Origin of the sequence: Microbacterium sp. 11MF, from assembly GCF_000383475.1 — a bacterium.
Classification (GTDB): Bacteria; Actinomycetota; Actinomycetes; order Actinomycetales; family Microbacteriaceae; genus Microbacterium; species Microbacterium aquilitoris.
Map to the genome: position 1 here is coordinate 644,864 of NZ_KB911459.1, position 24,225 is coordinate 669,088.

Annotated in this window: 25 protein-coding genes; 11 read left to right on the plus strand and 14 right to left on the minus strand. The window is 70.7% G+C overall.

What is annotated here, in order from left to right:
• The first annotated feature begins 55 nt into the window (after positions 1–55).
• The 3 genes from H286_RS0103100 to H286_RS15200 all read left to right on the plus strand — a co-directional run bounded on the left by H286_RS0103100 (position 56) and on the right by H286_RS15200 (position 3,455).
• Positions 56–1,090, plus strand: a complete 1,035-nt coding sequence (locus H286_RS0103100) for a 4-hydroxy-3-methylbut-2-enyl diphosphate reductase (RefSeq protein ID WP_020097070.1) — start codon at positions 56–58, stop codon at positions 1,088–1,090.
• Positions 1,087–1,611 carry a DUF6264 family protein gene (locus H286_RS0103105; RefSeq protein ID WP_018188321.1) on the plus strand — a complete coding sequence of 175 codons (525 nt, stop codon included), beginning with the start codon at positions 1,087–1,089 and terminating at the stop codon, positions 1,609–1,611. Before H286_RS0103100 ends, H286_RS0103105 begins: the two co-directional genes overlap by 4 nt.
• 110 nt (positions 1,612–1,721) lie before the next feature.
• Positions 1,722–3,455 carry a peptidoglycan DD-metalloendopeptidase family protein gene (locus tag H286_RS15200; protein WP_018188320.1) on the plus strand — a complete coding sequence of 578 codons (1,734 nt, stop codon included), beginning with the start codon at positions 1,722–1,724 and terminating at the stop codon, positions 3,453–3,455.
• A 59-nt stretch (positions 3,456–3,514) separates the two neighbouring features.
• On the opposite strand, the gene fbaA is transcribed toward H286_RS15200, so the two are convergent.
• Positions 3,515–4,546: a class II fructose-bisphosphate aldolase gene (gene fbaA / locus H286_RS0103115; protein WP_018188319.1), complete on the minus strand. Its 1,032-nt coding sequence runs from the start codon at positions 4,544–4,546 to the stop codon at positions 3,515–3,517.
• Positions 4,547–4,729: 183 nt separating this feature from the next.
• Between fbaA and glpX the strand changes: the two genes are divergently transcribed.
• The gene (gene glpX, locus H286_RS0103120; protein WP_020097071.1) at positions 4,730–5,719 is read left to right on the plus strand and encodes a class II fructose-bisphosphatase; all 990 of its coding nucleotides are present in this window, start codon (positions 4,730–4,732) and stop codon (positions 5,717–5,719) included.
• Positions 5,720–5,854: 135 nt separating this feature from the next.
• Positions 5,855–6,136 (plus strand): hypothetical protein, encoded by a 282-nt coding sequence (locus tag H286_RS0103125; RefSeq protein ID WP_018188317.1) that lies wholly within the window; start codon positions 5,855–5,857, stop codon positions 6,134–6,136.
• Here the strand turns inward: H286_RS0103125 and rmuC are convergent.
• Both rmuC and H286_RS0103135 read right to left on the minus strand, forming a co-directional pair.
• On the minus strand, positions 6,114–7,454 hold the full coding sequence (rmuC, locus tag H286_RS0103130; protein WP_020097072.1) for a DNA recombination protein RmuC: 1,341 nt from the start codon (positions 7,452–7,454) through the stop codon (positions 6,114–6,116). The genes H286_RS0103125 and rmuC overlap by 23 nt on opposite strands.
• Positions 7,455–7,482: 28 nt before the next feature.
• Positions 7,483–8,073 carry a 3'-5' exonuclease gene (locus H286_RS0103135; protein WP_020097073.1) on the minus strand — a complete coding sequence of 197 codons (591 nt, stop codon included), beginning with the start codon at positions 8,071–8,073 and terminating at the stop codon, positions 7,483–7,485.
• A gap of 110 nt (positions 8,074–8,183) precedes the next feature.
• Here H286_RS0103135 and ychF point away from each other — a divergent pair, with 110 nt between their 5' ends.
• Both ychF and H286_RS0103145 read left to right on the plus strand, forming a co-directional pair.
• The gene (gene ychF, locus H286_RS0103140) at positions 8,184–9,257 is read left to right on the plus strand and encodes a redox-regulated ATPase YchF (protein WP_018188314.1); all 1,074 of its coding nucleotides are present in this window, start codon (positions 8,184–8,186) and stop codon (positions 9,255–9,257) included.
• Between the two features lie 10 nt (positions 9,258–9,267).
• Complete coding sequence (locus H286_RS0103145) at positions 9,268–10,041, plus strand: alpha/beta fold hydrolase (RefSeq protein ID WP_018188313.1); 774 nt, start codon at positions 9,268–9,270, stop codon at positions 10,039–10,041.
• Positions 10,042–10,056: 15 nt separating this feature from the next.
• Here the strand turns inward: H286_RS0103145 and H286_RS0103150 are convergent, their stop codons facing one another.
• The gene (locus tag H286_RS0103150) at positions 10,057–10,989 is read right to left on the minus strand and encodes a helix-turn-helix transcriptional regulator (RefSeq protein ID WP_018188312.1); all 933 of its coding nucleotides are present in this window, start codon (positions 10,987–10,989) and stop codon (positions 10,057–10,059) included.
• 20 nt (positions 10,990–11,009) lie between these two features.
• A complete protein-coding gene (locus H286_RS0103155; RefSeq protein WP_018188311.1) occupies positions 11,010–11,339 on the minus strand; it encodes a DUF7882 family protein in 330 nt (109 codons plus the stop codon).
• A 145-nt stretch (positions 11,340–11,484) separates the two neighbouring features.
• Here H286_RS0103155 and H286_RS0103160 point away from each other — a divergent pair, with 145 nt between their 5' ends.
• Entirely contained in the window at positions 11,485–12,408 is a 924-nt protein-coding gene (locus H286_RS0103160) for a helix-turn-helix domain-containing protein (protein WP_020097074.1), read from the plus strand.
• A 10-nt stretch (positions 12,409–12,418) separates the two neighbouring features.
• Here H286_RS0103160 and H286_RS0103165 read toward each other — a convergent pair whose 3' ends face one another.
• The gene (locus H286_RS0103165; RefSeq protein ID WP_020097075.1) at positions 12,419–12,610 is read right to left on the minus strand and encodes a hypothetical protein; all 192 of its coding nucleotides are present in this window, start codon (positions 12,608–12,610) and stop codon (positions 12,419–12,421) included.
• A 138-nt stretch (positions 12,611–12,748) separates the two neighbouring features.
• On the opposite strand from H286_RS0103165, the gene H286_RS0103170 reads away from it, so the two are divergent.
• Positions 12,749–13,315 (plus strand): copper resistance CopC family protein, encoded by a 567-nt coding sequence (locus H286_RS0103170; RefSeq protein ID WP_020097076.1) that lies wholly within the window; start codon positions 12,749–12,751, stop codon positions 13,313–13,315.
• 30 nt (positions 13,316–13,345) lie between these two features.
• Here H286_RS0103170 and H286_RS0103175 read toward each other — a convergent pair whose 3' ends face one another.
• Entirely contained in the window at positions 13,346–13,894 is a 549-nt protein-coding gene (locus H286_RS0103175; RefSeq protein WP_018188307.1) for a type 1 glutamine amidotransferase domain-containing protein, read from the minus strand.
• 86 nt (positions 13,895–13,980) lie between these two features.
• On the opposite strand from H286_RS0103175, the gene H286_RS15015 reads away from it, so the two are divergent.
• Entirely contained in the window at positions 13,981–14,118 is a 138-nt protein-coding gene (locus H286_RS15015; RefSeq protein WP_020097077.1) for a hypothetical protein, read from the plus strand.
• Between the two features lie 48 nt (positions 14,119–14,166).
• Here the strand turns inward: H286_RS15015 and H286_RS0103185 are convergent, their stop codons facing one another.
• On the minus strand, positions 14,167–15,645 hold the full coding sequence (locus H286_RS0103185; protein WP_020097078.1) for an MDR family MFS transporter: 1,479 nt from the start codon (positions 15,643–15,645) through the stop codon (positions 14,167–14,169).
• A gap of 141 nt (positions 15,646–15,786) precedes the next feature.
• Here H286_RS0103185 and H286_RS0103190 point away from each other — a divergent pair, with 141 nt between their 5' ends.
• On the plus strand, positions 15,787–17,664 hold the full coding sequence (locus H286_RS0103190; RefSeq protein WP_018188304.1) for an ABC transporter ATP-binding protein: 1,878 nt from the start codon (positions 15,787–15,789) through the stop codon (positions 17,662–17,664).
• 7 nt (positions 17,665–17,671) lie between these two features.
• On the opposite strand, the gene H286_RS0103195 is transcribed toward H286_RS0103190, so the two are convergent.
• The 6 genes from H286_RS0103195 to H286_RS0103220 are packed head-to-tail and all read right to left on the minus strand — an operon-like array spanning position 17,672 to position 24,182.
• Positions 17,672–18,634 (minus strand): glycosyltransferase family 2 protein, encoded by a 963-nt coding sequence (locus H286_RS0103195; RefSeq protein WP_020097079.1) that lies wholly within the window; start codon positions 18,632–18,634, stop codon positions 17,672–17,674.
• Positions 18,634–19,773: a cysteine desulfurase family protein gene (locus tag H286_RS0103200; RefSeq protein WP_018188302.1), complete on the minus strand. Its 1,140-nt coding sequence runs from the start codon at positions 19,771–19,773 to the stop codon at positions 18,634–18,636. The genes H286_RS0103195 and H286_RS0103200 overlap by 1 nt, the downstream gene beginning before the upstream one ends.
• 1 nt (position 19,774) lies before the next feature.
• Positions 19,775–20,632 (minus strand): carboxylating nicotinate-nucleotide diphosphorylase, encoded by an 858-nt coding sequence (gene nadC, locus H286_RS0103205; protein ID WP_018188301.1) that lies wholly within the window; start codon positions 20,630–20,632, stop codon positions 19,775–19,777.
• Positions 20,632–22,164 (minus strand): L-aspartate oxidase, encoded by a 1,533-nt coding sequence (gene nadB / locus H286_RS0103210; RefSeq protein WP_020097080.1) that lies wholly within the window; start codon positions 22,162–22,164, stop codon positions 20,632–20,634. The genes nadC and nadB overlap by 1 nt, the downstream gene beginning before the upstream one ends.
• Positions 22,161–23,489 carry a quinolinate synthase NadA gene (gene nadA / locus H286_RS0103215; RefSeq protein WP_020097081.1) on the minus strand — a complete coding sequence of 443 codons (1,329 nt, stop codon included), beginning with the start codon at positions 23,487–23,489 and terminating at the stop codon, positions 22,161–22,163. The genes nadB and nadA overlap by 4 nt, the downstream gene beginning before the upstream one ends.
• A gap of 15 nt (positions 23,490–23,504) precedes the next feature.
• Entirely contained in the window at positions 23,505–24,182 is a 678-nt protein-coding gene (locus H286_RS0103220) for an NUDIX hydrolase (RefSeq protein WP_028497378.1), read from the minus strand.
• Positions 24,183–24,225 lie beyond the last annotated feature (43 nt).

The following is a 24,225-nucleotide window of genomic DNA, read 5'->3' on the forward strand; positions in this document are numbered from 1 at the left end:
CCCAGCCCGGGGTTCGTACAATCAAGGGGTGACCTCACCTGCCGTTTCGCTGCCGATGCCCCGGATCCCGGGAGCCCGCGGGCGGCTCGTCGATCTTCCCGTCCAGGGCGCCAAGCGCGTCCTCCTCGCCGCACCCCGCGGGTACTGCGCGGGTGTCGACCGTGCCGTCATCGCCGTCGAGAAGGCGCTGGAGCGGTACGGCGCCCCCGTCTACGTCCGCAAGCAGATCGTCCACAACATCCACGTCGTGACCGAGCTCGAGTCGATGGGCGCGATTTTCGTCGACGAGGTCGACGAAGTCCCCGAGGGTGCGCACGTCGTCTTCAGCGCGCACGGGGTGTCGCCCGCCGTCGTGAACGCCGCCGCGGACCGCGGACTGCAGGCGATCGACGCCACCTGCCCTCTCGTGACGAAGGTCCACCGTGAGGCCGTCCGCTTCGCCCGCGACGACTTCGAGATCCTCCTCATCGGACACGACGGCCACGAAGAGGTGGAAGGGACCGCCGGGGAGGCACCGGATCACGTCACCGTCGTGAACTCGCCCGACGAGGCGGACCGCGTCGTCGTGAAGGATCCCGACAAGGTCGTCTGGCTCTCGCAGACGACGCTGTCGGTCGACGAGACGATGGACACGGTCCGTCGGTTGCGCGAACGGTTCCCGAACCTGCAGGACCCGCCGTCGGACGACATCTGCTACGCGACGCAGAACCGCCAGGTCGCGATCAAGAAGGTCGCTCAGGATGCCGACCTGGTGATCGTCGTCGGCTCGGCGAACTCCTCGAACAGCGTCCGTCTCGTCGAGGTCGCCCTCGAGTACGGCGCGAAGGCGGCCTACCGCGTCGACTACTCGCACGAGATCAAGCAGGAGTGGCTCGACGGTGTCGAGACGGTCGGCGTCACGTCCGGCGCATCCGTTCCCGAGGTCCTCGTGACCGAGGTGCTCGAGGATCTGGCCGGAGCGGGCTATCGCGACGTCGCCGAGGTGAAGACCGCAGAGGAGGACCTCATGTTCTCGCTCCCGAAGGAACTGCGTCAGGACCTCGAAGGTCGCCGTGACGAGCGCGCTCTCGGGGGACGGAACCGCTCGTGAGCGAGGAACCCCGACCGCGACCGCAGTACGGGGAGTACGCGACGCCCGAGCAGCAGCGGGCGGCGATCCGTCAGCCCGAGCCGGCAGCGCCGGCACCCGTCGACGCCCCGCATCCGCCGACGGCTCCCGCCACCACTGTCGCGGCGCGCCCGACCCGGACGGCGGACCGCATCATCACCGTCGCGCTCCTGGTGTACGGGCTCGTCACCGTCGTGAGCGCGATCCCGCAACTCGTCGACTTCACCGCGTTCGCGAAGACGTGGATGGAGGTCGCGGGCGTCGAGGGCGAGTTCACCAATACGGCGCAGGGCGCGCTGTGGGGCGGCGTCGGCGCGACGGTGTTCGCCGTCGGGTGGGTGCTCACCGCCGTTCTGTCGTGGTGGTCGCTCGCACGCGGGCGAGTGAGCTGGTGGATCCCGCTCGTGGGAGCGATCGTGACGTTCGTCATCGTCAGCGTCTGCCTCGTCGTGCCGCTGTTCGGCGACCCGGGGCTCGTCCGCGGACTGGCGCTCACCTCCTGAGGCCGGCGGCCCCGACCGCCGCTCCGGACGGTTGGAGAACGCCTTCCCTGCCTGATACTTTTACGGCTGCTGCGGGTTCTCCCTCGCGCGCTCATCTCGGGAGGGGAACTGTGACCGGCACACACCGGAGGTTCGCCTCCACCGCCATCGCCGTGGCCTGCACCGTCGGGATGCTGCTCGCCTCGCCGTCGGCGGCGGCGACGGCGGCGACGCCGGCCCCGATCGCCACCCCCGCAGCGACAGCCGCCGCGCTGACGCCCGGCACCGTGGCCGTGACGGGTGCTCCCGCCGTCGGCCGCACGCTGACCGCCGCGGTCGCCGGTTTCGGGCCCGCCCCGGTCGTCCTGACCTATCAGTGGTTGCGCGGCACGGCGGCGATCCCGGGAGCCACGGCGTCGACCTACGCACTCGTCTCCGCGGATGCCGGGGCCTCGGTCTCCGTCCGCGTGACCGTGTCGAAGGCGGGATACACGTCGCTCGTCCGCTCGAGCAGCGGCGTCACGGTCGAGCGCGTCCTCGGCGCGCCGTCGGGCGTCACCATCTCGGGGGCGGGAACGGTCGGGGGAACCTTGACGGCGAACCCGGGGACGTGGACGCCCGCGGGCGTGACCGTCGGGTATCAGTGGTTGCGCAACGGCGGCGTGATCCCGGGAGCGACGGCTCGCACCTACCGGATGGTGGCCGCCGATGCGGGCACGACCGTGTCCGTCCGCGTGACGGGCGTGAAGTCCGGGTACACGACCGCGTCCCGGACGTCAGGCGGGGTCGCTGTCCTCGCCTCCTTCACGACGACGCCGACGCCGACGATCTCCGGTTCCGCGACCGCGGGCGGTGTGCTCCGGGTGAACACCGGCACCTGGCAGCCTGCGCCGACGCAGTTCGGCGTCCAGTGGCGCGTCGACGGCAACCCCGTCGACGGTGCGACGGGCACGAGCTGGGAAGTGCCGACCGGGGTCGCCGGGCGGTCGGTGTCCGTCTCGGTGACGGCGTACCGCGCGAACCATCGGCCGGTCACGAAGACGTCCGCAGCGCGGTCCGTGTCGTGGTCGCTTGGGACATCCATGACCCCGGGGACGATGCTCCGGCCCGGAGTGAAGCTGACCTCTCCCGACGGTCGCTCCGCTTTCGGCATCCTCGGCGACGGCAACGTCGGCCTCACCCGCGGATACGCACTGACGAGGACCGCGAGGACCACGTTCGCCTTCGACGGCCGGCTCTCGTTCACCAAGGACGGCGAACTCCTCCTGCTGAACCAGTACGACGTCGTGCTCTGGAGCTCGCGGACGGCCGGCCTCGGAGCCACGGGCGCCGTGCTCGGCAACGACGGTGTCCTGCGCCTGGTCGACGGCAACGGCGACGATGTGTGGACGAGCGAAAAGATGGCGGCGCTGCCGGACGCGACGGGAGCCGCGGCATCCGTCCCGGGGCGCTACGGCTGGGCGTACCCGCTGCGCCCGAACGGGAAGTTCACCACCTACGCCGGCCACAGCGGCGACGACATCGCCGCTCCCACGGGGACGCCGATCTACGCAATGCGCGGCGGCACGGTCTCGGTGCGCGAGGTGTGGATCACGAGCGGATGCCCCTCGTGGGCTCCGAACAAGACGAAGCAGAAGGAGGTCGTCGTCACCTCGACCGTCGACGGCCACCGCTTCGAGCAGGTGTACGCCCACCTCAGCGCGTTCTCGGTGAAGACCGGCCAGTCCGTGGCGGCCGGGCAGCGGATCGGTTCGGTCGGCTCGACGGGCTGCTCCACCGGGCCGCACCTCCACACGGCGTTCGCCGTGGACGGGGTGCGCTACGAGCTCTACCCGCGCGACGTCCTGGGCACCGCCTCCTACTGACGCTCCGCACGACGAAGCCCCGGTCCGCAGAGAACCGGGGCTTCGTCGTACGAGGGAGGTCAGACGCCGAGCGACTTGCCCGCCGAGCCGAGCTGCTGCGTGGCGGCGACGACGCGCTGCGCCATCGCCGACTCGGCGACCTTGCCCCACGCGCGCGGGTCGTACTGCTTCTTGTTGCCGACCTCGCCGTCGAGCTTCAGGACGCCCTCGTAGTTGGCGAGCATGAAGCCGGCGACCGAGCGGGTGAAGGCGTACTGCGTGTCGGTGTCGATGTTCATCTTCACGACGCCGTTGGCGACCGCGGTGGCGATCTCATCGTCCGACGAGCCGCTGCCGCCGTGGAAGACGAGGTCGAGGGGCTTCGGGCCGGTACCGAAGTGCGCGGCGATGCCTTCCTGGATCTCACCGAGGAGCTCGGGGCGGAGCTTTACGCCGCCCGGCTTGTAGACACCGTGCACGTTGCCGAAGGTGAGGGCCGAGATGTAACGGCCGTTCTCGCCGAGACCGAGGGCCTCGACGGCCTTGGTCACGTCGGCGACGGTCGTGTAGAGCGCGTCGTTCGAGCCCTCGTGCTGGACGCCGTCCTCTTCGCCGCCGACGACGCCGACCTCGATCTCGAGGATCGCGTTGATGTTCTTCATCCGGGGGAGCAGGTCCCGTGCGATCTCGATGTTCTCGTCGAGGGGAACCGCCGAGCCGTCCCACATGTGCGACTGGAAGATCGGGTTGCGGCCCGCCTTGACCTCGGCCTCGGAGGCCTCAATGAGCGGCAGCACGAAGCCGGGGAGGGCGTCCTTCGGGCAGTGGTCGGTGTGGAGGGCGACCGTGATCGGGTAGTTCTTTGCGACCTCGGTGACGTACTTGGCGAACGCCAGGGCGCCGGTCGCACGACCCTTCACCGTGTGGCCGGCGAAGTAGTCCGCGCCGCCGGTGGTGACCTGGAGGATGCCGTCGGAGCCGGCCTCGGTCAGGCCCTGGAGGACGGCGTTGATGGTCTGCGAGCTCGAGACGTTGATCGCGGGGTAGGCGAAGCCGCCTGCCTTCGCGCGGTCCAGCATGTCGGCGTACTGGTCGGGTGTGGCGACGGGCATGTCAGCTCCTCGGGAAAGTCAGTGATTCACCGCAACTCTATCGAAGGGATGCCGCTCCCTCCCGAGCCGGCACGCTCGCCCAGAAGACAGCCTCCCTTCCGGATCGGAAAGATTCCGCATTCCTTCATCAGGCGAGGCCGGGAAACACGTGGTCGGCGGCGGCAACGGTCCTAGGCTGAGCCCATGGTGAGCCTGACTGCCGACATGAGTCCGCTGCATCCCGACCGCAACCTCGCGCTGGAGCTCGTTCGCGCGACCGAGGCAGCCGCGATCCGATCCGTTCCGTTCATCGGACGAGGGAAGAAGGAGCTCGCCGACGGCGCCGCCGTCGACGCCATGCGGGCGTTCCTCACCACGGTGAACTTCGACGGTGTCATCGTGATCGGCGAAGGGGAGAAGGACAACGCCCCGATGCTCTTCAACGGCGAGCGTGTCGGCACGGGGCGGGGGCCGCAGTGCGACATCGCGGTCGATCCGATCGACGGCACGACACTCACCGCGGAAGGACGCAACAACGCCCTCTCGGTGATCGCCGTGGCCGACCGCGGAGCGATGCTCGACGCCTCGACCGTCTTCTACATGGACAAGATCGTGACGGGTCCCGAGGGTGTCGGAGTGGTCGACATCCGCCTGCCGATCGCGGAGAACATCCGCCGCCTGGCCAAAGCGCTCGACAAGCCCGTCGACGAGCTCGTCGTCTCGGTGCTGAACCGTCCCCGGCACGCCCGGCTGATCGAGGAGATCCGGGATGCCGGTGCCGGCACGCGCCTCATGAGCGACGGCGACGTCGCGGGCGGCATCAACGCCGCGCGCCACAACGCGCGCACCGACATGTGCGTGGGTGTCGGCGGCAGCCCCGAGGGCATCGTCACCGCCTGCGCCATCAAGGCGCTCGGCGGCCACATCCAAGGTCGTCTGTGGGCGCGCGACGACGACGAGAAGCAGCGCGGGATCGACGCGGGCCTGAAGCTCGACGACCACGTCTACGAAGCTGATGACCTCGTCCGCGGCAACAACACGCTCTTCGTCGCGACGGGCGTCACCAACGGCGAACTCGTGGCGGGGGTGCGTCGCGCGGGTGACTTCGTCTACACCGAGAGCGTCGTGCTCCGCGGGGCATCCGGGACGCTTCGCCGCATCTCGTCGGAGCACCTCACCTCGAAGTGGCTCTGAGTCGGATCGCTCGCCGGGCGACTGGATAGCAGACACGCGCCGGGCGTCAACCCAGGATCACGGACGAGGCCTCTGGCACAATGGGCCGTGGTGTCAGAGATCCCCGGCACTCGCCACCGCCCCTCAGGAGTCCACATGTCCACCGCATCCAGCGATCCGCGCACGGGTCAGCTCTCGCTCACCGGTCACCTGCCCGTCACGCCGACGGGACAGATCCCGGTCGTGGGGCAGACGACAGCGGGGCCGCGTCCGGTGACGGCTCAGATCCCGGTGATCGACGACCCCGCACGTCGTCCGGATGTGCTGTTGCGTCGACGGATGCCTCCCGGGCACGAGATCAGCGCATGGTGGATGATCGGCGCGTTCGTGGCGGTGTCGCTGGGCGTCGTCGGCCTCATGACGTTCTTCCCCTCCTGAGCTCACCCTCGTCGGTCAGCCGGTCGCGGAGAGCACCGAGGTCGGCCGACGTGTGCGCGGAACCGTCACCGCGCTCGACTCCGTCGAGGAGTTCGGGAGCGGTCAGTCGTCTCGTCGTGGATTCGATGGGACGCGGTGTCGACAGCGTGTCGAGTTGGGTGTCGTCGATGCCGGGGAACCGCCGTGCACTGACGAGCACCCGCGTCTCGAGGGAGCCGGCGAAGCGGTTGTAGCTGTCGACGGTCCGTTCGATGGCGCGGCGGAGGTCGTCGGCGTGGCCGGCGAGCGACCCGAGCCGGTGGTACAGCTCGTTGCCCAGATCGAACAGCCGGCGCGCTTCGGTCGACACGTCCTGCTGCGTCCACGTGTAGGCCACCGTCTTGAGGACCGCCCAGAGGTTCACGGGGGACGCGAGCGCGACCCTCCGTCCGAACGCGTACTCCAGCAGGGCGGGATCCTCTTCGAGGGCGGCCGCGAGGAGGGACTCGCTCGGGATGAAGCAGACGACGAACTCGGGGCTCGACGGCATCCCCGCCCAGTAGCGCTTCTTCGCGAGAGCGTCGATGTGGGCGCGGACCGCGGCGACGTGCTTCGCGAGCAGGCGACTGCGCCGTGCACCCTCTTCGCCCACCGCCGTGACGGGGATCGCGCTGGCTTCGAGATAGGCGTCGAACGGCGCCTTCGCATCGACGGCCAGGGCCTTCTCGCCGGGGAGGCGCACGATGAGGTCGGGGCGACCGCTGCCGGCGTCGGAGGAGATCGAGGCCTGCGTGTCGAAATCGACGTAGCGGGTGAGGCCGGCGGACTCGACGATGCGGCGCAGCTGCGTCTCGCCCCAGACACCGCGCGTCCCATTGGAGCGGAGGGCGCCCGCCAGCGACTCCGTCGTGGCTCGCAGCGCCTCGTCCGACTCCCGCGACCGTCGCAGCTGCTCGGCGAGCGAGCCGAACTGCTCCTGCCGGTCGCGTTCGAGGTGATCCACCTTCTGCTGCATTGCCGTCAGGGTCTCCTGCACGGGGGCGAGGGCGCGGAGCACCGTCTGCTCGCGACGCTCCCGCTCGTCCCGAGCCGCCTGCTCGGCGTGCACCCGGCTCGTGACCTCTCGGTGAAGAGCCCGCTGCTGGTCAAGTTGGGTCTGCAGCGCGTCACGTGCCGCCTCGGCGGCCGAGGCGCGCGCCTGCAGGTCCGTGCGGCGGTTCGCTTCACGAGCGGCGACGAACGCGCCGGCGGCCAGGGCGCCGGCGATCAGGCAGATCACGGCGAGCACGGTGGCGAAAGCGGCATCCATGACGTTCATCGTGCCCGAGGGGTCGGACATCGCCCCGTCGCCGCGCGGCGGCAGGGCCTCAGGACGCGGAGGCGGGAACCGGCTGCGGGATCTGCGGGATGCGGACGCCGAGCAGCATCGCGAGCTCGACGAGGTCGCCGGCGCCGGCTCGCGCGCCCGCATCGATGACGATCTGTGCGCACGCGAGGGCATCGGCGGTCGCGTCGTGGTGGGCGAAGTCGAGGTGACCGGCGGCCGCCGCGACGAACGGCAGGCGATAGGACGGCAGGTCGTAGGTCTTCCGTGCCACGTGCAGGCTGCACAGGTAGCGCGCGGGCGGGGCGACGTGTCCCGTCACCTCGCAGGCGCTGCGCAGCACCCGCATGTCGAACCCCGCGTTGTGGGCGACGAGGATGTCGTCGCCGACGAAGTCGAGGAGGCGCGGCAACTGCTCGACCCACGTCGCGGCTGATGCGACGTCGCTCTCTCGGATGCCGTGGATGCCGACGTTGATCTCGAAGAACCGGTCGTGACCCGCGGGAGGGCGGATGAGCCAGCCCTCGGAGGCGACGACGCGGCCGTCGCGGACCCGGGCGAGCCCCACCGCGCAGGCCGAGGCGTTCGAGGAGTTCGCCGTCTCGAAGTCGATCGCGGTGAAGTCCAGGCCCATGTGATCCACCTTCACCGCCGATCCCGACGGGGATGCGGAGGCGCGCCGCCGCCGGTCCGGACCGGCGGACCGCACGGCGGCGGCCCGCCCGCCGCGTAGAGTGGATGCCCGTGGCTCTCACCATCGGAATCGTCGGACTGCCCAACGTCGGCAAGTCCACCCTCTTCAACGCTCTCACCAAGAACGACGTGCTCGCGGCGAACTACCCGTTCGCGACGATCGAGCCGAACGTCGGCGTGGTGAACCTGCCGGACCCGCGTCTGGACGTGCTCGCCGGGATCTTCTCCTCGGAGCGCATCCTCCCCGCGACGGTCTCGTTCGTCGACATCGCCGGCATCGTCCGCGGTGCGAGCGAGGGTGAGGGCCTCGGCAACAAGTTCCTCGCCAACATCCGCGAGGCCGACGCCATCGCGCAGGTGGTCCGCGGCTTCGCCGACGACGACGTCGTCCACGTCGACGGGGCCGTGAACCCGAAGAACGACATGGAGACGATCAACGCGGAGCTCCAGCTCGCCGACCTCGAGACGCTCGAGAAGGCGATCACGCGGTACGAGAAGGAGGTCCGCGGCAAGAAGCTCGACCCCTCGGTGCTCGAGACCGCGAAGGCCGCGCAGGACGCCCTCCAGCGCGGTGAGCTCCTCGCCGCATCCGGCATCGACCTCGCCCCCATTCGCGAGCTCGGCCTGCTCAGCGCCAAGCCGTTCATCTTCGTCTTCAACGTGGACGAGGCCGTCCTGATGGATGCTGCCCGCAAGGCGGAACTCGCCGCCCTCGTCGCGCCCGCTCAGGCCGTCTTCCTCGACGCGAAGATCGAGTCGGAGCTCGCCGAGCTCGACCCGGAGGACGCCGCGGAGATGCTCGCGTCGACCGGTCAGGAGGAATCCGGCCTCGACCAGCTCGCCCGCGTCGGGTTCGACACCTTGGGCCTGCAGACGTATCTGACGGCCGGCCCCAAAGAGGCCCGTGCCTGGACCATCGGAAAGGGCTGGAAGGCGCCGCAGGCTGCGGGCGTCATCCACACCGATTTCGAGAAGGGCTTCATCAAGGCCGAGGTCATCTCGTTCGAGGACCTCGTCGCGACCGGCTCGGTCCAGGAGGCTCGCGCCAAGGGCAAGGCGCGCCTCGAGGGCAAGGACTACGTCATGCAGGACGGCGACGTCGTCGAGTTCCGTTTCAACAACTGAGGATCCTCCCATGACACAGATTCAGCGCCAGGTGTTCGACGCCGAGGCTCGTGCCATCCCGTTCATCGACGAGGGAGAGGGTCCCGCTCTCGTCCTCATTCCCGCGCAGGGTCTCGACGTCGCCTACCTCGGCGGCCTCGCGAGCATCCTCGAGGAGGAGGGGTTCCGGATCGTCCGCATCGGCTCCCGCCGTCCCGGCGGCGCCGCGGCGTCCATGCACGATCTCGCGCAGGATGTCGTCGACGTCCTCGACCACCTCGGGGTCGGCTCCGCGTGGATCGGCGGTCACGCGTTCGGCGGCGCCGTCGCTCGCACCGTGGCGCTCGATCACCCCGGTCGTGCCAGCGGCGTGCTCCTGCTCGGCGTCGAAGCGGCCCGCGCCCTCGATGACGACGCGGCCCGTGCCCTGCACAGCGCCTTCTCCGCCCCCGTGGACGCGCCGGACACCGACGCCGTCCGCGCCCTGGTCGGACCCGGGATCTCCATCCCGGTGGCGTGGGATGTCTTCGCGCGGTCGCGCGACCTCGACGTCGAGGAACTCCAGAGCGCCGCGCTCGCCTCGACACCGGTCGCCGAATGGGCGAGCCTCGCCTCGTCGTTGCCGATCCTCATCATCCAGGGCGCCGTGGACCCGATCACGCCGCCCGCGAACGGCGACGACCTCCAGGCGACCGCAGCAGACCGGACGAGCGTCGTCCGTCTGCCGGATGCGGGACACCTGTTCCCGATGACGCATCCCGGTGAGACGGCGTTCCAGATCGAGGACTACCTCGGCTGGGATTGACGGCCGCGGCTCCGGTCAGCGGCGAAGCGTCTCGTGGGGGAGTTCCCCGAACTCCGCCCGGTAGTGCTGAGCGAACCTCGGGAGGTGGGCGAACCCCCACCGTCGGGCGATCTCTGCGACGGTGATCGCCTCGGCATCCGCTGACGTCAGGTCGCGGTTCACGGCCACGAGCCGAGCCGCACGGACGTACGACGCGGGCGTCACGCCCAGCGTCCGCTGGAAGGCGCTTTGGAGGCCCCTGACGCTGAGACGGGCCGCGGCGGCGATGTCGGCGACGCTGAGCGGCTCGCCGAGGTGGTCGTCGATGAAGTCCGTCGCACGGGTGACGGCCGCGGAGCCGCCAGTCGACTCGCCCGTTTCGGCGTCGATGCCGAAGGTGCTGACCGTCGCGGCGAAGACGGCGTCGACGGCAGCCTGTCGGATGAGGTCGTTGCGAAGGAGGGTTTCGTCGTCGAAGATCCGACTCACATGAGCGATCGTCGCCTCCCAGTGGTCCTGCAGGTCCGACGTGAGGGCGCCCCGATGCGGGAAGCGTCCGGCGGAGCTGAGGTCACGGCCCGAGAACGCTCCGAGCGCCGCGAGATCGAGGCCGATGGCCTCCGCATCGGCCGTCGAGGACCATGTCTCGGCTGAGCCGGGCGTCAGGAGGAAGGGGGCGCTGACGTCCAGAGGCGAGTCGTTGCTCACGGCGCGGACCCCGCCGCTGGCGACGCGACCGACGGCGACGTATCCCGACACGTCGACGTGCGCGTGGAGGAAGCCCGTGGTGCGGAGCCGGGTGAGCCTGAGCCTGTCGTCCCCGAGGGTCCGCTGGTGCAGTGAGAAAGCCGAATCCGCCTCGCGGATGGTCACGCCCGAGGCGACATGACGGAGCGCCTCTCCGGCGGACTTGATGTCGAACGCCTCGCGCGTCGTGTCGAGGACGCGGGAGGCGCCGTCAGCTGGCATGCCTCATCTTCTCGACCTCATCAGATGGATCCGCTGGATGCCGGCACCGAGGCGCCCTGCGGCTCGGGCACGACGTACAGGCCCGTCGGGGAGTTCGCGACGTGGCTCAGCGCGTCGAGCCAGGCGGGGTTGAGCGAAGGCTGTCGGCTGCCGAAGTACTGCCAGTGCAGGTCTGCACCAGGATGCAGCCACACGACCTGACGCCCGTCGCCGAGGCTCTGATCGTTCCGCCACATGAAGGTGAACGCTTCGCCGCGGCGCAGCTTCGTGGTGATAACCAGCTGCAGGTGCGCCAGCAGGCGATCCTCGAAGTCGGCTCGGATGCGGTCGTTGTAGATGAACTTGCCCACGGGGTCCTTTCGGCGTTCTTGATATCCATTATGCGCACATCATCCGTAATACGCAGTATCAGAGTCGTCCCGAGAGGCACCGCGGGACGTACCCTGGGAACGAGGGTCCCGTCGGACCGCAGTCGACAGGGGAGAGAAGGACAGCGTGCCCGCGCTCCGTGAGCATTTCCGCTCCGCCGATCTCGGTGAGGCGGAGGCCTACATCACCCGCAGTTACGGGAGCGTCGATCTCGACGCACAAGACCTCACGTTCGAGGAATCGAGCGTCGGGGACGAGCGATTCGCGCTGCGGCGTCTGAACATCGGTGGCGGGTACAGCGCGGAGTGCGACCTCGACGCGATCATCGTGGTGCACAGCGACGCACGGTACGAGTGGGAGATCGACGGCGAACGCGGCGACGCGGCGGATCCCGTCCTCTTCCAACCGGGATCGACCCTCGCCTGTCGCCTCCAGGACACTCGCGTGCAGGTGGTCGCGTTGCCTATGGACGCGTTGACGGACCTCGCCCGGACCGTCTACAACGATGACACCCTCACGGTGCGTTTCGACGGCACGCGTCCCGCCGACCCGACGCTCCTGCGTGCCTGGCGATCGGCGTCCGCTCTGGCGTTCTCCGCCGAGGCGACTCTCGACAACGATCTCGCGCGCGCCTCCATGTTCCGCTCGATCGCGGTGTCGACGCTCGAAGCGTTCCCGCTCATCGGCGATCGCGCCCAGCGCGTGGAGAGCGTCGCCCAGCAGCAGCGGGCCTACCGCGCTGCGGTGTCGTTCTTCGAGCAGAACGCCTCACTCCCGATCACGGTCGACGACGCGGCGGCGGCGGCCGGTGTTGGAAGCGGTGCGCTCCGACGCGCATTCCGGGGGCACTCTGTCGCGGGGCGCTCTCCGCTGGAACACCTCACGGCCGTCCGACTGGACGCCGCCCACGCAGACATCGTCGGAACCGCGATGGGGTCGGTCGACGATCTGAGTGAGATCGCGTCGCGGTGGGGGTTCACGGAGGAGGGGCTCCGTCGGCATCACCTGGCCGCGTACGGGACCCGCCCCGAGGATCTGCTCGGCGTCTGACGCTCCAGCCCTACTCCGCGTCGGCTTCGGGCTGCCCCTGTCCGGGTCCCGGACGGAACGCGGCATCGTCGGCGATGTCGACCCGGGTGACGCCATCGTGCTCCGTCACCAGATAATGCGCCTCGGCGGAGGGGGCGCCCCGGTCCTCGGGACCCTCCACGTCGGGGGCGAGGTCTTCGGGTCCGCTGTCGGTCGTGTCCATCTCGGTGTCCTTCCGGTGGGTTCGGTCGTCACGATAGATGCCGCGCCGAGGCGGTGCTCGGGGCTTGCTCCGGACCGGGACCCCGGGTAAGCCGCCGCGAGGCAGGCGACGCACAGGCGGGGATGGCAGGCTGGACGCATGCCCGTCGCCTCGCCGCCTCCGACGTCCGTTCGATCCGCGTGGTCCCGTATCGCCGCGTTCTCGGCCGGTCTCGCGGCACTCCTCATCTTCACGGTCGCCGGCCCCGCGTCCGCGCACGACGAACTCCTGGGCAGCACGCCCTCGCCGAACGAGCAGCTGAGCACGGCCCCCACATCGGTCGTCCTCACCTACTCCGCCGCGATCCTGCACGAGGGGGCCGAGATCGTCGTGCTGGATGCCTCGGGCAAGGACTGGACCGACGGGGACCCCGCCATCGACACGAACACGCTCACCGTCCCCGTCGCCTCGGGCATGCCCGAGGCGGGGTACCTCGTGGAGTGGCGGGTCGTCTCCAGCGACGGTCACCCGATCAGCGGCACGATCCCCTTCGCGGTCGGCGACGCGACGCCTCTGCAGTCCTCGCAGGCGACCCCGGATGCCGGTGGTGACGGCATCTCTGTGGTGCCGTTCGTCGTGGGCGGCATCGTGGTCGTGGTCGTCGTCGCGGTGGTCGTCGCGATCGCGGTGGCCCGTCGACGCACGACGCCCCCGTCGCGCGACTGAGTCGCGGCCGGGGGCGTCGAGCGCGGGGGATCAGACGGTCTGCGCCGCGTGACGTCCTTCGGCGATCTCCTCGACCAGCTTGGCGTTGAAGGCCGGCAGGTCGTCGGGCGTGCGGCTCGAGACGAGCCCGGCGTCGACGACGACCTCTTCGTCGTGCCAGGTGGCCCCGGCGTTGACGAGGTCGGTGTGCAGGCTCGGGTAGCTCGTGAGCGTGCGACCCCCGAGGACGTCCGCCTCGACGAGCAGCCACGCCGCGTGGCAGATCGCCCCGACCGGCTTGTGCTGGGCGAAGAAGTCGCGGGCGAAGCGCACGGCCGAGGCATCCAGTCGGAGGTCGTCGGCGTTCACGACGCCTCCGGGGAGGACGAGCGCGTCGTACTCGGCTGCGTCGGCGTCGTCGGAGGTGACGTCGACGCGCTGCTCGTGCCCGTTCTTGCCGGTGATGCTGCCCGAGTCGGGAGCGATCATGATCGCTGCGGCCCCGGCATCCGTCACGGCCTGCCAGGGGGAGGTCAGTTCGCTGTCTTCGAATCCATCGGTCGCGAGGAAGGCGACGCGCTTTCCGGTGAGGGTGCTCATGCCCTCGACGCTAAGCGGTGCGGCGCGGGAGGTTCAGGCCCTTGACCCCTGAGCCGGTGCCGGTTACGCGGCGTAGCATGGACGGCATGGCCACCTCGAACCTGCCGACCCCGTCCCTGCAGCCGATCTCGACGCTGTCGAACGCGACGGAGGACACGGACGCCCTCGAACTCCTGGACGAGGGCGCATCGTGCTGCGGCGGGGGCTGCTGCAGCACCAACTGACCCGCGCTGCCTCAGCCTGAGGCGGCCTGAGGCGTCGCTTCGCCGCGGTCAGTGCGCGAGCGCAGGGGCTCCGTCCGCGTCGGTCTCGGCGGGCTTGCGGACGAACAGGGCGAGCCCGACCGCTGCGGTCGCGACGATGGCCCCGACCACGAACGCCGCGTGGACGCCGTCCGCCTTCGCGAGCACCTCATCGGTCCCGTCCGCCATCCGCGCGGCGGTGGTCACGGTCATGATCGTCACGAAGAGCGCGGTCCCGGCAGCGCCGGCGACCTGCTGGAGCGTCCCCACGGTCGCCGACCCGTACGGGTAGAACCGGCGGGGAAGTGAGCCGAGCGCCGAGGTCAGCAGTGGCGTGAACGTCAGGCCGAGTCCGAGGTTCAGGGCGAGGTGCACCGCGATGACGAAGGGCACCCCGGTGTTCACGTCGAACAGCGTCATGCCCCACAGGGCGGCGGCCGCGATGATCATGCCCGGGATCACGAGGGGCGTGGGGCCGAAACGGTCGAAGGCGTTGCCGACGAACGGCGCCATGACACCCATCAGGATGCCGCCGGGAAGCAGCATGAGCCCGATGCCGAGGACGTCGAGGCCGAGCACCTGCTGCAGGTAGATCGGCAGCAGGACGATGGAGCCGAACAGCGCCGCGAAGACCACGACCACCAGTACGACCGCCAGCGAGAAGGTCCGGGTCTGGAACGTGCGGAGGTCGAGGAGTGCACTGTCGGTCTTCTGCAGGTGAAGCTGACGCAGCACGAACAGGACGAGGGCCACGGCGCCGACCGCGAGGGGGATCGCGACGGGGATGGGAGCGTGCCCCGACGCGGACTCGCCGATCGCGCTGAAGGCGTAGATGAGCCCGCCGAAGCCGAGTGCGGACAGCGGAACGGAGAGGACGTCGAAGCGGGCGTCGGCGCGTGTCTCGGTGACGTTCTTCACCCAGACCGCGCCGAGGGCGATCGCGATGAGGGCGATGGGGAGCATCACCCAGAAGATCGCGTGCCAGGTCAGCGTCGACAGGATCAGACCCGAGACCGTGGGTCCGATCGCGGGGGCGACGGCGATGACGACGGTGATGGTGCCCATCATCCGGCCGCGGTGAGACGGCGGGACGATGTTGAGGACCGTCGTGAACAGCAGCGGCATCATGATCGCGGTGCCGCTCGCCTGCACGATGCGCCCCGCGAGGAGGAACCCGAAGTCGGGGGCGAGGGCGGCGATCAGAGTGCCCGCCGCGAACAGGCTCATGGCTGTGAAGAAGACCGTGCGGAGGGGGAAGCGCTCGAGCAGGAAACCGGTCAGCGGGATGACGACCGCCATCGTCAGGAGGAAGCCCGTCGTGAGCCACTGGCCGGTGGCGACGGTGATCCCGAGGTCGGCGACGATGTCGGTCAGGGCGACGCTCATGGTCGTCTCGTTCAGGATGACGACGAAGGCGGCGACGACGAGCAGGGCGATGACCGGCCCGGTCCGGCGCGGAGCCGACTCGGACGAGAGGGTGGGCGTGGAGGCGGTGTCCGACAGGGGCACGTGAGTCCTTCGACAGAGGGGCGGGGCAGCTGGCGCGAGAGAGCGCATGCGACGCGGGTCGTTCAGCCTAACCGGCGCGCACCGCCGCGCATTCCCGCGCGGCCGGTGGTGTCGCGGCGGGGCTAGGGTGACGGGATGAGCATGGGCGGACCCGGAGGCGGTCGCGGCGGGTTCCGCGCTGTCGACGAGGCGGCGCAGCGAGAGCGCAACGCGTCGGCTCCCCGCATCCCGGATCTCGGTCGACGCGTGGTCGCCCTCTTCCGTCCCTACCGTCGCCGGTTGGTCGTCACGGCGATCCTCGTGGTCCTCGGTGCGGCGGTCGGGGTGATCCCGCCGCTGCTCGTCCAGCGCATCTTCGACGACGCGCTCTTCCCCGTCGACGGGTCCGCGCCGCAGCTTGGGCTCCTGGGCGTCCTCGTCCTCTCGATGATCGGGCTGTTCGTCCTCGGCGCGGCGCTCGGGATCGCGCAGACCTGGCTCACCTCGACCGTCGGCAACCAGGTGACGGGAGACCTGCGGGTGCGCATGTTCGCCCACCTGCAGGCGATGGACCTCGGCTTCTTCACACGGACGAAGACGGGCGTCATCCAGTCGCGGCTGCAGAACGACGTGGGCGGGGTGTCCGGCGTCCTCACCAACACGGTCACGAGCATCCTCGGCAACACGGTCACGGTGATCTCCGCGCTCGTCGCGATGCTCCTCATCGACGTCCGGCTGACCCTCATCGCCGTCGTCATGATGCCCGTGCTGATCCTCGTGCAGCGACGCGTCGGGCAGGTGCGCGCCCGCATCGCCGGACAGACGCAGGAGTCCCTGTCGGAGCTCAGCGCCATCACGCAGGAGACCCTGAGCGTCTCCGGCATCCTGCTGTCGAAGTCCTTCAACCGCCAGCGGGCCGAGTCCGACCGCTACGCCGCCGAGAACCGCACGCAGATCGGACTGCAGGTGCGGCAGGCGATGAGCGGGCAGGGCTTCTTCGCCGTCGTGCAGATCATCATGTCGTCGGTCCCGGCGATCATCTACCTCGTCGCGGGCTTCTTCATCACGGGGGACGCCGTGCCCATCACCGCGGGCGCGGTCGTCGCCTTCACGACGGTGCAGGCGCGCCTGCTCATGCCGCTCATGGGGCTCATGCGCGTCGCGCTGGACGTGCAGACCTCGCGCGCGCTGTTCGCCCGCATCTTCGAGTACCTCGACCTGCGGCCGGCGATCGCCGACACCGCGGCCGCGGTCGACGTCGCGGACGCCCCCGGTCCGGTCGGCCGGATCGAGTTCCGGGGCGTCTCGTTCCGGTATCCGGATGCCGGGCCCGACAGCCCGGCAACGCTCGACGGCGTGTCCTTCGTCGCCGATCCGGGGCAGCACGTCGCGTTCGTGGGGCCGTCCGGTGCCGGCAAGACGACGATCCTGTACCTGGCGCCGCGGCTCTACGAGCCCACCGCGGGGACGGTCCTGTTCGCCGGCGCCGACCTGCGCTCGCTCGCACAGGCGTCGGTGATCGACCGCATCGGGATCGTGTCGCAGGAGACCTACCTCTTCCATGCGACGATCCGCGACAACCTGCGGTACGCGAGGCCTGACGCCACGGATGCCGAGATCGAGGCGGCGTGCATCGCCGCCAACATCCACCACGTCATCGCCGGCTTCGAGGACGGGTACGACACCGTCGTGGGCGAGCGCGGATACCGCCTGTCGGGCGGCGAGAAGCAGCGGATCGCGATCGCCCGCGTGCTGCTGAAGGACCCGCCGGTGCTGCTGCTCGACGAGGCGACCTCCGCGCTCGACACCGTCTCGGAGCGGGTCGTCCAAGAGGCGATCGACGAAGCGGCGCGGGGCCGGACGACACTGTCGATCGCGCATCGACTGTCCACCGTGATCGCCGCCGACGTCATCCACGTCGTCGAGGCGGGGCGCATCGTCGAATCCGGTACCCACGCCGAGCTGCTGGCCGCCGGCGGTCTCTACGCAGAGCTGGCCGCGCAGCAGGTCGCCGCGGGCAGGATCGAAGGCGCGGGCTAGAGCGCGCTCACCACCCGCTCGCGGCGGTCACGAGCGGAGCGGATGCCTCGTCGAGCGTCACGCCCTCGCGCGCGGCGCGATCGGCGAGATCGCGAGTGAAGGCGCCGAGCAGCTGCCGGTACGCGTCGTCGGGGTGATGCTCGGCGACCCGGACGAGGCCCGGGACGTCCATGTCGAGGATGAGGCGGACGCGAGCGCGAGCGGCGCCCGGGTGGCCGGCGGTGTCGAGGACGTCGATCCCGCCGCGCATCCCGTCGAGGTAGTCCCGCAGCACCGACACGGCGTGACGGCGCTGCGTGATCGAGGTGCCGTCGGCGCGCTCGCGCCAATGGACGACGACGTCGGGGATCACGTCGATCGCTGAGGCGGCGACGTACATCTGCTGCGCGACCACCTGGTCCTCGTAGGCGCGCTCCTCGGTGAAGCGGAGTCCCGCGCGACGCCAGAGGTCGGTGCGGCTCACCTTCGACCAGGCGACGATGTTCCCCGACACGTCGGGGTGGTCTGCGAGGGTCGTGCGTCGCCGGCCGGGGGAGGTGGATGCTGCGACCCACGGCTGGACGACACCGGGGGAGTAGTAACCGGCGGCATCCGCGCGCAACCGCACGTAGGCGCCGACGGCGATGTCGCTGCTGGAGTCCTCGAGGCTGCCGACGAGCAGGTCCAGCGCCCCGGGGGTCATGACGTCGTCGGCGTCGAAGAACCCGACGTAGGGGGTGTCGACGAGCGCGAGCGCCTCGTTGCGCGAGGCGCCGAGTCCCTGCGCGACCTCGTGGCGCACGAGCGTGAAGCGCGGGTCGTCGGCGGCGGTGGCGGCGAAGATCTCCGCCGTCGCGTCGCGGGAGGCATCGTCGACGAGGAGGGCGCGGAAATCCGTACGCGTCTGTGCGCGCAGGGAGGCGAGGGCTTCCTCGGCGAACGCGCCGACGTCGCGTCCGGGCACGATCACGGTGACGGTCGGGGTGCTCATCATCGCGATCGTACCGCCGCGATCGATGCGGCGATCGCGTCGGCGAGGGGCCCCGGATCGATCTCGGCGCGGTGCCCGAAGCTGAACCGGACCGACGCCTGCGCGACCTCGGGAGCGACGCCGAGAGCGAGGAGGACGTGCGACGGCTCGTCGCTGCCGGCCGCGCACGCGGATCCGCTCGAAGAGACGACACCGCGACGCTCGAGCTCGAGGAGGACCGCCTCTCCGCTGACCCCGGCGAAGGTGAAGCTGGCCGTCCCGGGGAGCCGGCGCGACGGATGCCCCGTGAGACGGGCCTCGGGGACGAGGGCGAGCACGCGCTCGGTGACAGCCTGTCGGAGCGCCGAGACCCGCTCCGACGACGTTCCGCGTTCCCGTTCGGCGAGCTCGAGGGCGACCGCCAGTCCCACGGCGCCCGCGACGTTCTGCGTGCCGCTGCGGCGATCGCGCTCCTGGCCGCCCCCGTGGAGGAGCGGTTCCAGGGGGATGCGGCCGCGGATCGCGAGTGCTCCGATGCCCTGCGGTGCGCCGATCTTGTGGCCGGCGATCGACAGGGCGTCGGCGCCGGTTCCCGCGAGGGGGAGCCAACCGGCGGCCTGAACGGCGTCGAGGTGGAAGGGGACGTGTGCGTTCGCCGTGACGGCGGCGAGGCCGGCGGCATCCTGCACCGTCCCGATCTCGTTGTTCGCGTAGCCGAGCGACACGAGCGCCGTGTCGTCGCGCAGCGCGTCGGCGAGGACCTCGGGGGAGACGAGGCCGTCCGCATCGACCGGGAGTCGCGTGACCGCCGTGCCGTGGACCCGTTCGAGGTAGTCGACGGAGGCGAGGATCGATTCGTGCTCCACAGCGCTCGTCACGACGTGCCCGGCGCGACCGTGACGGAGGAGTCCCGCGAGGACGACACCCTTGATCGCGAGGTTGTTCGCCTCCGTCGCGCCCGAGGTGAAGATCACATCGCCCGGTCGCATCCCGAGGACGGACGCGACGCGACGTCGCGCATCGGCGAGGACGGCGGCGGCGTCCTCGCCGACCGTGTGGTGGCTCGACGGGTTGCCGTAGCGCTCGCCGAGGAAGGGCAGCATCGCCTCCCGCACCTCGGGACGGACGGGGCCCGTCGCCGCGTGATCGAGGTAGAGCACCTCAGGCCTCGTCGATGCGGACGTCGAGTCCCAGGTCGAGAGCCCGCGCGGAATGTGTCAGCGCACCGACCGAGATGACGTCGACCCCGGTCTCGGCGATCGCACGTACGGTGTCGAGCGTGACCCCGCCGGACGCCTCGACGGTGGCCCGCCCCGCCACCTGGAGGACTCCCGTCCGGAGGCCCTCGAGCGTGAAGTTGTCGAGCATGATCGTGCCGATGCCGGCGGCGAGCACCGCCTCGATCTGGTCGAGACGGTCGACCTCGACCTCGATGTGGGCGGTGTGGGGCAGGCGGGTCTTGGCGTCGAGGATCGCCTCGGTGACCGACAGCCCCGAGCGGGTGAGGACGGCGAGGTGGTTGTCCTTGGCCATCACGGCGTCCGACAGCGAATGGCGGTGGTTGGCGCCGCCGCCGCTGCGGACCGCGTGGCGTTCGAAGGCGCGCAGGCCCGGTGTCGTCTTCCGGGTGTCGGCGATGCGCACGCCCGTCCCGGCCACCGCGTCCGCATAGGCGGCGGTCACGGTCGCGATGCCCGACATGCGCTGGACGAAGTTCAGGCCGATCCGCTCCGCGGTCAGGATCGCGCGGGCGGGGCCGGTCACGACCGCGAGGACGTCGCCCCGCGCGAAGCGGGCGCCGTCCGTCACACGCACGTCCACCTCGACCCGGTCGTCCGTGAGGGTGAACGCGGCGGAGAAGACGGCGCCCCCGCTGAACACGCCGGCTTCGCGCGCGACGAGTTCGGCCGTCGCGGTGGCGGATGCCGGAATCAGCGCCTCGCTCGTGATGTCACCCCACGGGGCGTCCTCGAGGAGGGCTGCGCGGACGGTGGTCTCGATGACGGCGGGTGAGAGCATCACGCAGCCCCTTCCAGGTCGGGTCGGACGCGCGCATCGGCGGAGGCCGGGTCGTCCGTGCGCTGGTGGGAACCCACCGAGCCGGTCCGCGCGAGCGCGGCGGCGACCATGAGCTCCGCGACGAGCAGGAGGTTGGCGTCCTCGTGCTCCGCCAGGGACACCGGCGGGGTGGCGGAGGTGCGCCAGGCCGCGAGGGTGCGGGCCGCGCGGCGGAGGCCGTCGCCGTCACGCGTCACCCCGGCATCCGCCCACATGAGCTCCTGCAGCGCGCGCCGGGTGAAGGGCGGGTGCGGGATGCCGTCGGGTGCCGACACGACGACGGCGGGGGTGCCGGCGGGCACCGGCCACGCCGCGCCCTCCGTGGCCGCGGCATCGCCGGCGCGGGCGCCGAACACGGCGCCTTCGAGGAGGGAGTTCGAGGCGAGACGGTTCGCCCCGTGGACGCCGGTCCGCGCGACCTCTCCGACCGCGTACAGGCCCGGGACGTCGGTGCGGCCGTCGAGGTCGGTGACCACGCCGCCCATCAGGTAGTGCGCGGCCGGCGTCACGGGGATCGGCTCGCGCGCCCAGTCGAGCCCGCGCGAGCGGACGGCGGCGTCGATGGTCGGGAACCGGGCGGCGAGGAACCGTGATCGCTCGTCGGGGTCGGAGCTGTGCACCGCGGTGGTGTCGAGGAGGACGGGACGCCCGCCCTGGCGCGCCATCGCGGCGGTGATCGCACGGGCGACGACGTCGCGGGGCGCCAGCTCGCCTTCCGGGTGGGCGTCGAGGGCGAACCTGCGTCCGCTCTCGTCGCGGAGGACAGCGCCCTCGCCGCGCACGGCCTCCGAGACGAGGAAAGCGTCGCCCGTGGCGAGCACCGTGGGGTGGAACTGCACGAACTCGAGATCTCGGACGGCAGCGCCCGCCCGGGCGGCGAGGGCGATCCCGTCACCGGTCGCCACGGCGGGGTTGGTGGAGTGGGCGAACAGCCGGCCTGCGCCACCGGTCGCGAGGATCACGGCGTCCGCCTCGATGCGCCCGCCGCCCAGGGTCTCCACACCGGCGACGCGACCCTCCCGGCGAACCAGGTCGGTCACGTACGTGTGCTCGAGGACGCGGATACCGCTCCGGCGGATCTGCTCGACGAGGGCGCGCTCGATCTCCGCACCGGTCGCGTCGCCCCCGGCGTGCAGGATGCGGGGGGACGAGTGCGCTCCCTCGAGGCCCGCGCGGAGCGTCCCGTCGGCGTCCCGGTCGAACCGGACGCCGGCCGCGATGAGGTCCCGGATGCGATCGGGGCCCTCCGTGACCAGGACGTCGACGGCGCCCGGATCGGCGAGTCCCGCTCCGGCGACGAGGGTGTCGCGCGCGTGGTCGATCGGCCGGTCGTCGGGGGAGAGCGCGCCCGCGATGCCGCCCTGCGCGTACCGTGTGTTGGCTTCGGCGAGCTCGCTCTTGGTGACGATCGTGACCGTCGAGCCACCGGCATCCGCGTGGAGTGCGGCGGTCAACCCGGCGATGCCCGAGCCGACCACGACGACGGTGGTCACGGCTTGGCCGCCAGCATCCGCTCGAGGGCGACGCGCGCCGGCTGGGCGACATCGGCCGGCACGGTGATCCGGTTGCGGACCTCACCGGCGACGAGCCCCTCGAGGATCCAGGCGAGGTAGCCCGGGTGGATCCGGTACATCGTCGAGCACGGGCAGACGACCGGGTCGAGGCAGAAGATCTCGTGCTGCGGGAACTGCGCCGCCAAGCGTTGGACGAGGTTGATCTCGGTGCCGATCGCGAACGTTGTGGGCTCGGTGGCGGCGGCGATGGCCTTGCGGATGTAGTCCGTCGATCCCGCTTCGTCCGCCGCGTCCACGACGTCCATCGGGCACTCGGGGTGCACGATCACCCGGACGCCGGGGTGCTCCGCCCGCGCGGCGGCGATCTGGTCGACCGTGAACCGGCGGTGGACCGAGCAGAAGCCGTGCCAGAGGATGACCCGGGCGTCGGCGAGCTCCGCCTCGCTCGATCCGCCGAGCGCTTTCCGCGGATTCCACATCGGCATCTGCTCGAGGGGGACGCCCATGGCCTTCGCCGTGTTGCGGCCGAGGTGCTGGTCGGGGAAGAAGAGCACGCGACGTCCACGGGCGAACGCCCACTCGAGGACCGTCCGCGCGTTGGACGAGGTGCAGACGATCCCGCCGTGTCGGCCCACGAAGCCCTTGATCGCGGCGGAGGAGTTCATGTACGTCACGGGGATGACGGGGAGCAGCCCCTCGGCATCCGGAGCGTCCATGTCGCCGTAGACGTCGGAGAGCTGCTCCCAGCACTCCTCGACCTGGTCGATGTCGGCCATGTCGGCCATCGAGCACCCGGCGGCGAGATTGGGGAGGATGACGGCCTGCTCGGGGCGGGAGAGGAGGTCGGCGGTCTCGGCCATGAAGTGCACACCGCAGAAGACGATCGCCTCGGCGTCGGGGTGCTCGAGGGCGGCGTTGGCGAGCTGGAAGCTGTCGCCGACGTAGTCCGCGTGGGTGACGACCTCCTCGCGCTGGTAGAAGTGGCCCAGCACGACGACGCGCTCGCCGAGGGTGTGCTTCGCGGCGACGATGCGGGCCGCGAGCTCGGCCTCATCCGCCTCGCGGTACTCGGCCGGGAGCTGCCCCTGTCGCGGAGCACCGGTCGGGATGACGTCGCCCATCGACGAGCCGGGTCCGTAACCGGGGCGGGTGTCGAAGGTCCACGGGCCGGCCGCGAGGTCGGTGTTGCAGGTCTCGGCGGTGGTCTCGCCGGCGACGATCGCCTGGATCTCGTGATCGACGCTGGGATCGATCGGTCGGGTATCGATCGGTCGCGGCTGCAGGGTGACGGGGGTTGCGCTCATGTCGGTTCGGGTCCTTCACTGCGGGAGCGGGCCGCGGTCGGCCAACTCGACGTCCTGGTTGTAGCGGTAGAGGCGGGCGGGCCGGTGGCTTCCGGTGCGGAAGTCGTCGGTGGGGATGAGGGTGTCGGATCCCTCCACCTGGCGGCGGAAGTTGGCGGGGTCGAGGCGCCTGCCGAGGATCGCCTCGTACACGTCGCGCAGCTCGGCGAGGGTGAAGCGGTCCGGGAGGAAGCCGTGGGCGATGCGGCTGTAGCCGACCTTGTTGCGCAGTCGCCACAGGGCGTAGTCGACGATGTGGTTGTGATCGAAGGCGAGCGCGGGGAGGGCCGTCGCATCGAACCAGGCGACATTGTGCTGTTCCGTCGCTTCGGTGACGTCCTCGCGCACGAGCGCCCAGTACACGATGGAGACGACCCGACCGGGGGAGCGGCCGAGGTCGCCGAACGCGTAGAGCTGTTCGAGATAGCTCGGTGAGAGCCCGGTCGTCTCTGCGAGGGTGCGGGATGCCGTGGCCTCGAGGTTCTCCGCGGGGTCCACCCACCCGCCGGGCAGAGCCCACTGACCCTCGTGCGGGTCGCGCGTCCGGCGCACGAGCGGCAGCTCGATGCGGGCGTCGTCGGCCTCGCGGCGCAGGCGGAAGATGACCGTCGACACGGCGACGCCGATGGAAGCGGGGGGAGTTGTTCTTGTCATGGTGACCTTAAGTACGGGACCGATCTTAAGGTCACTTCGACAC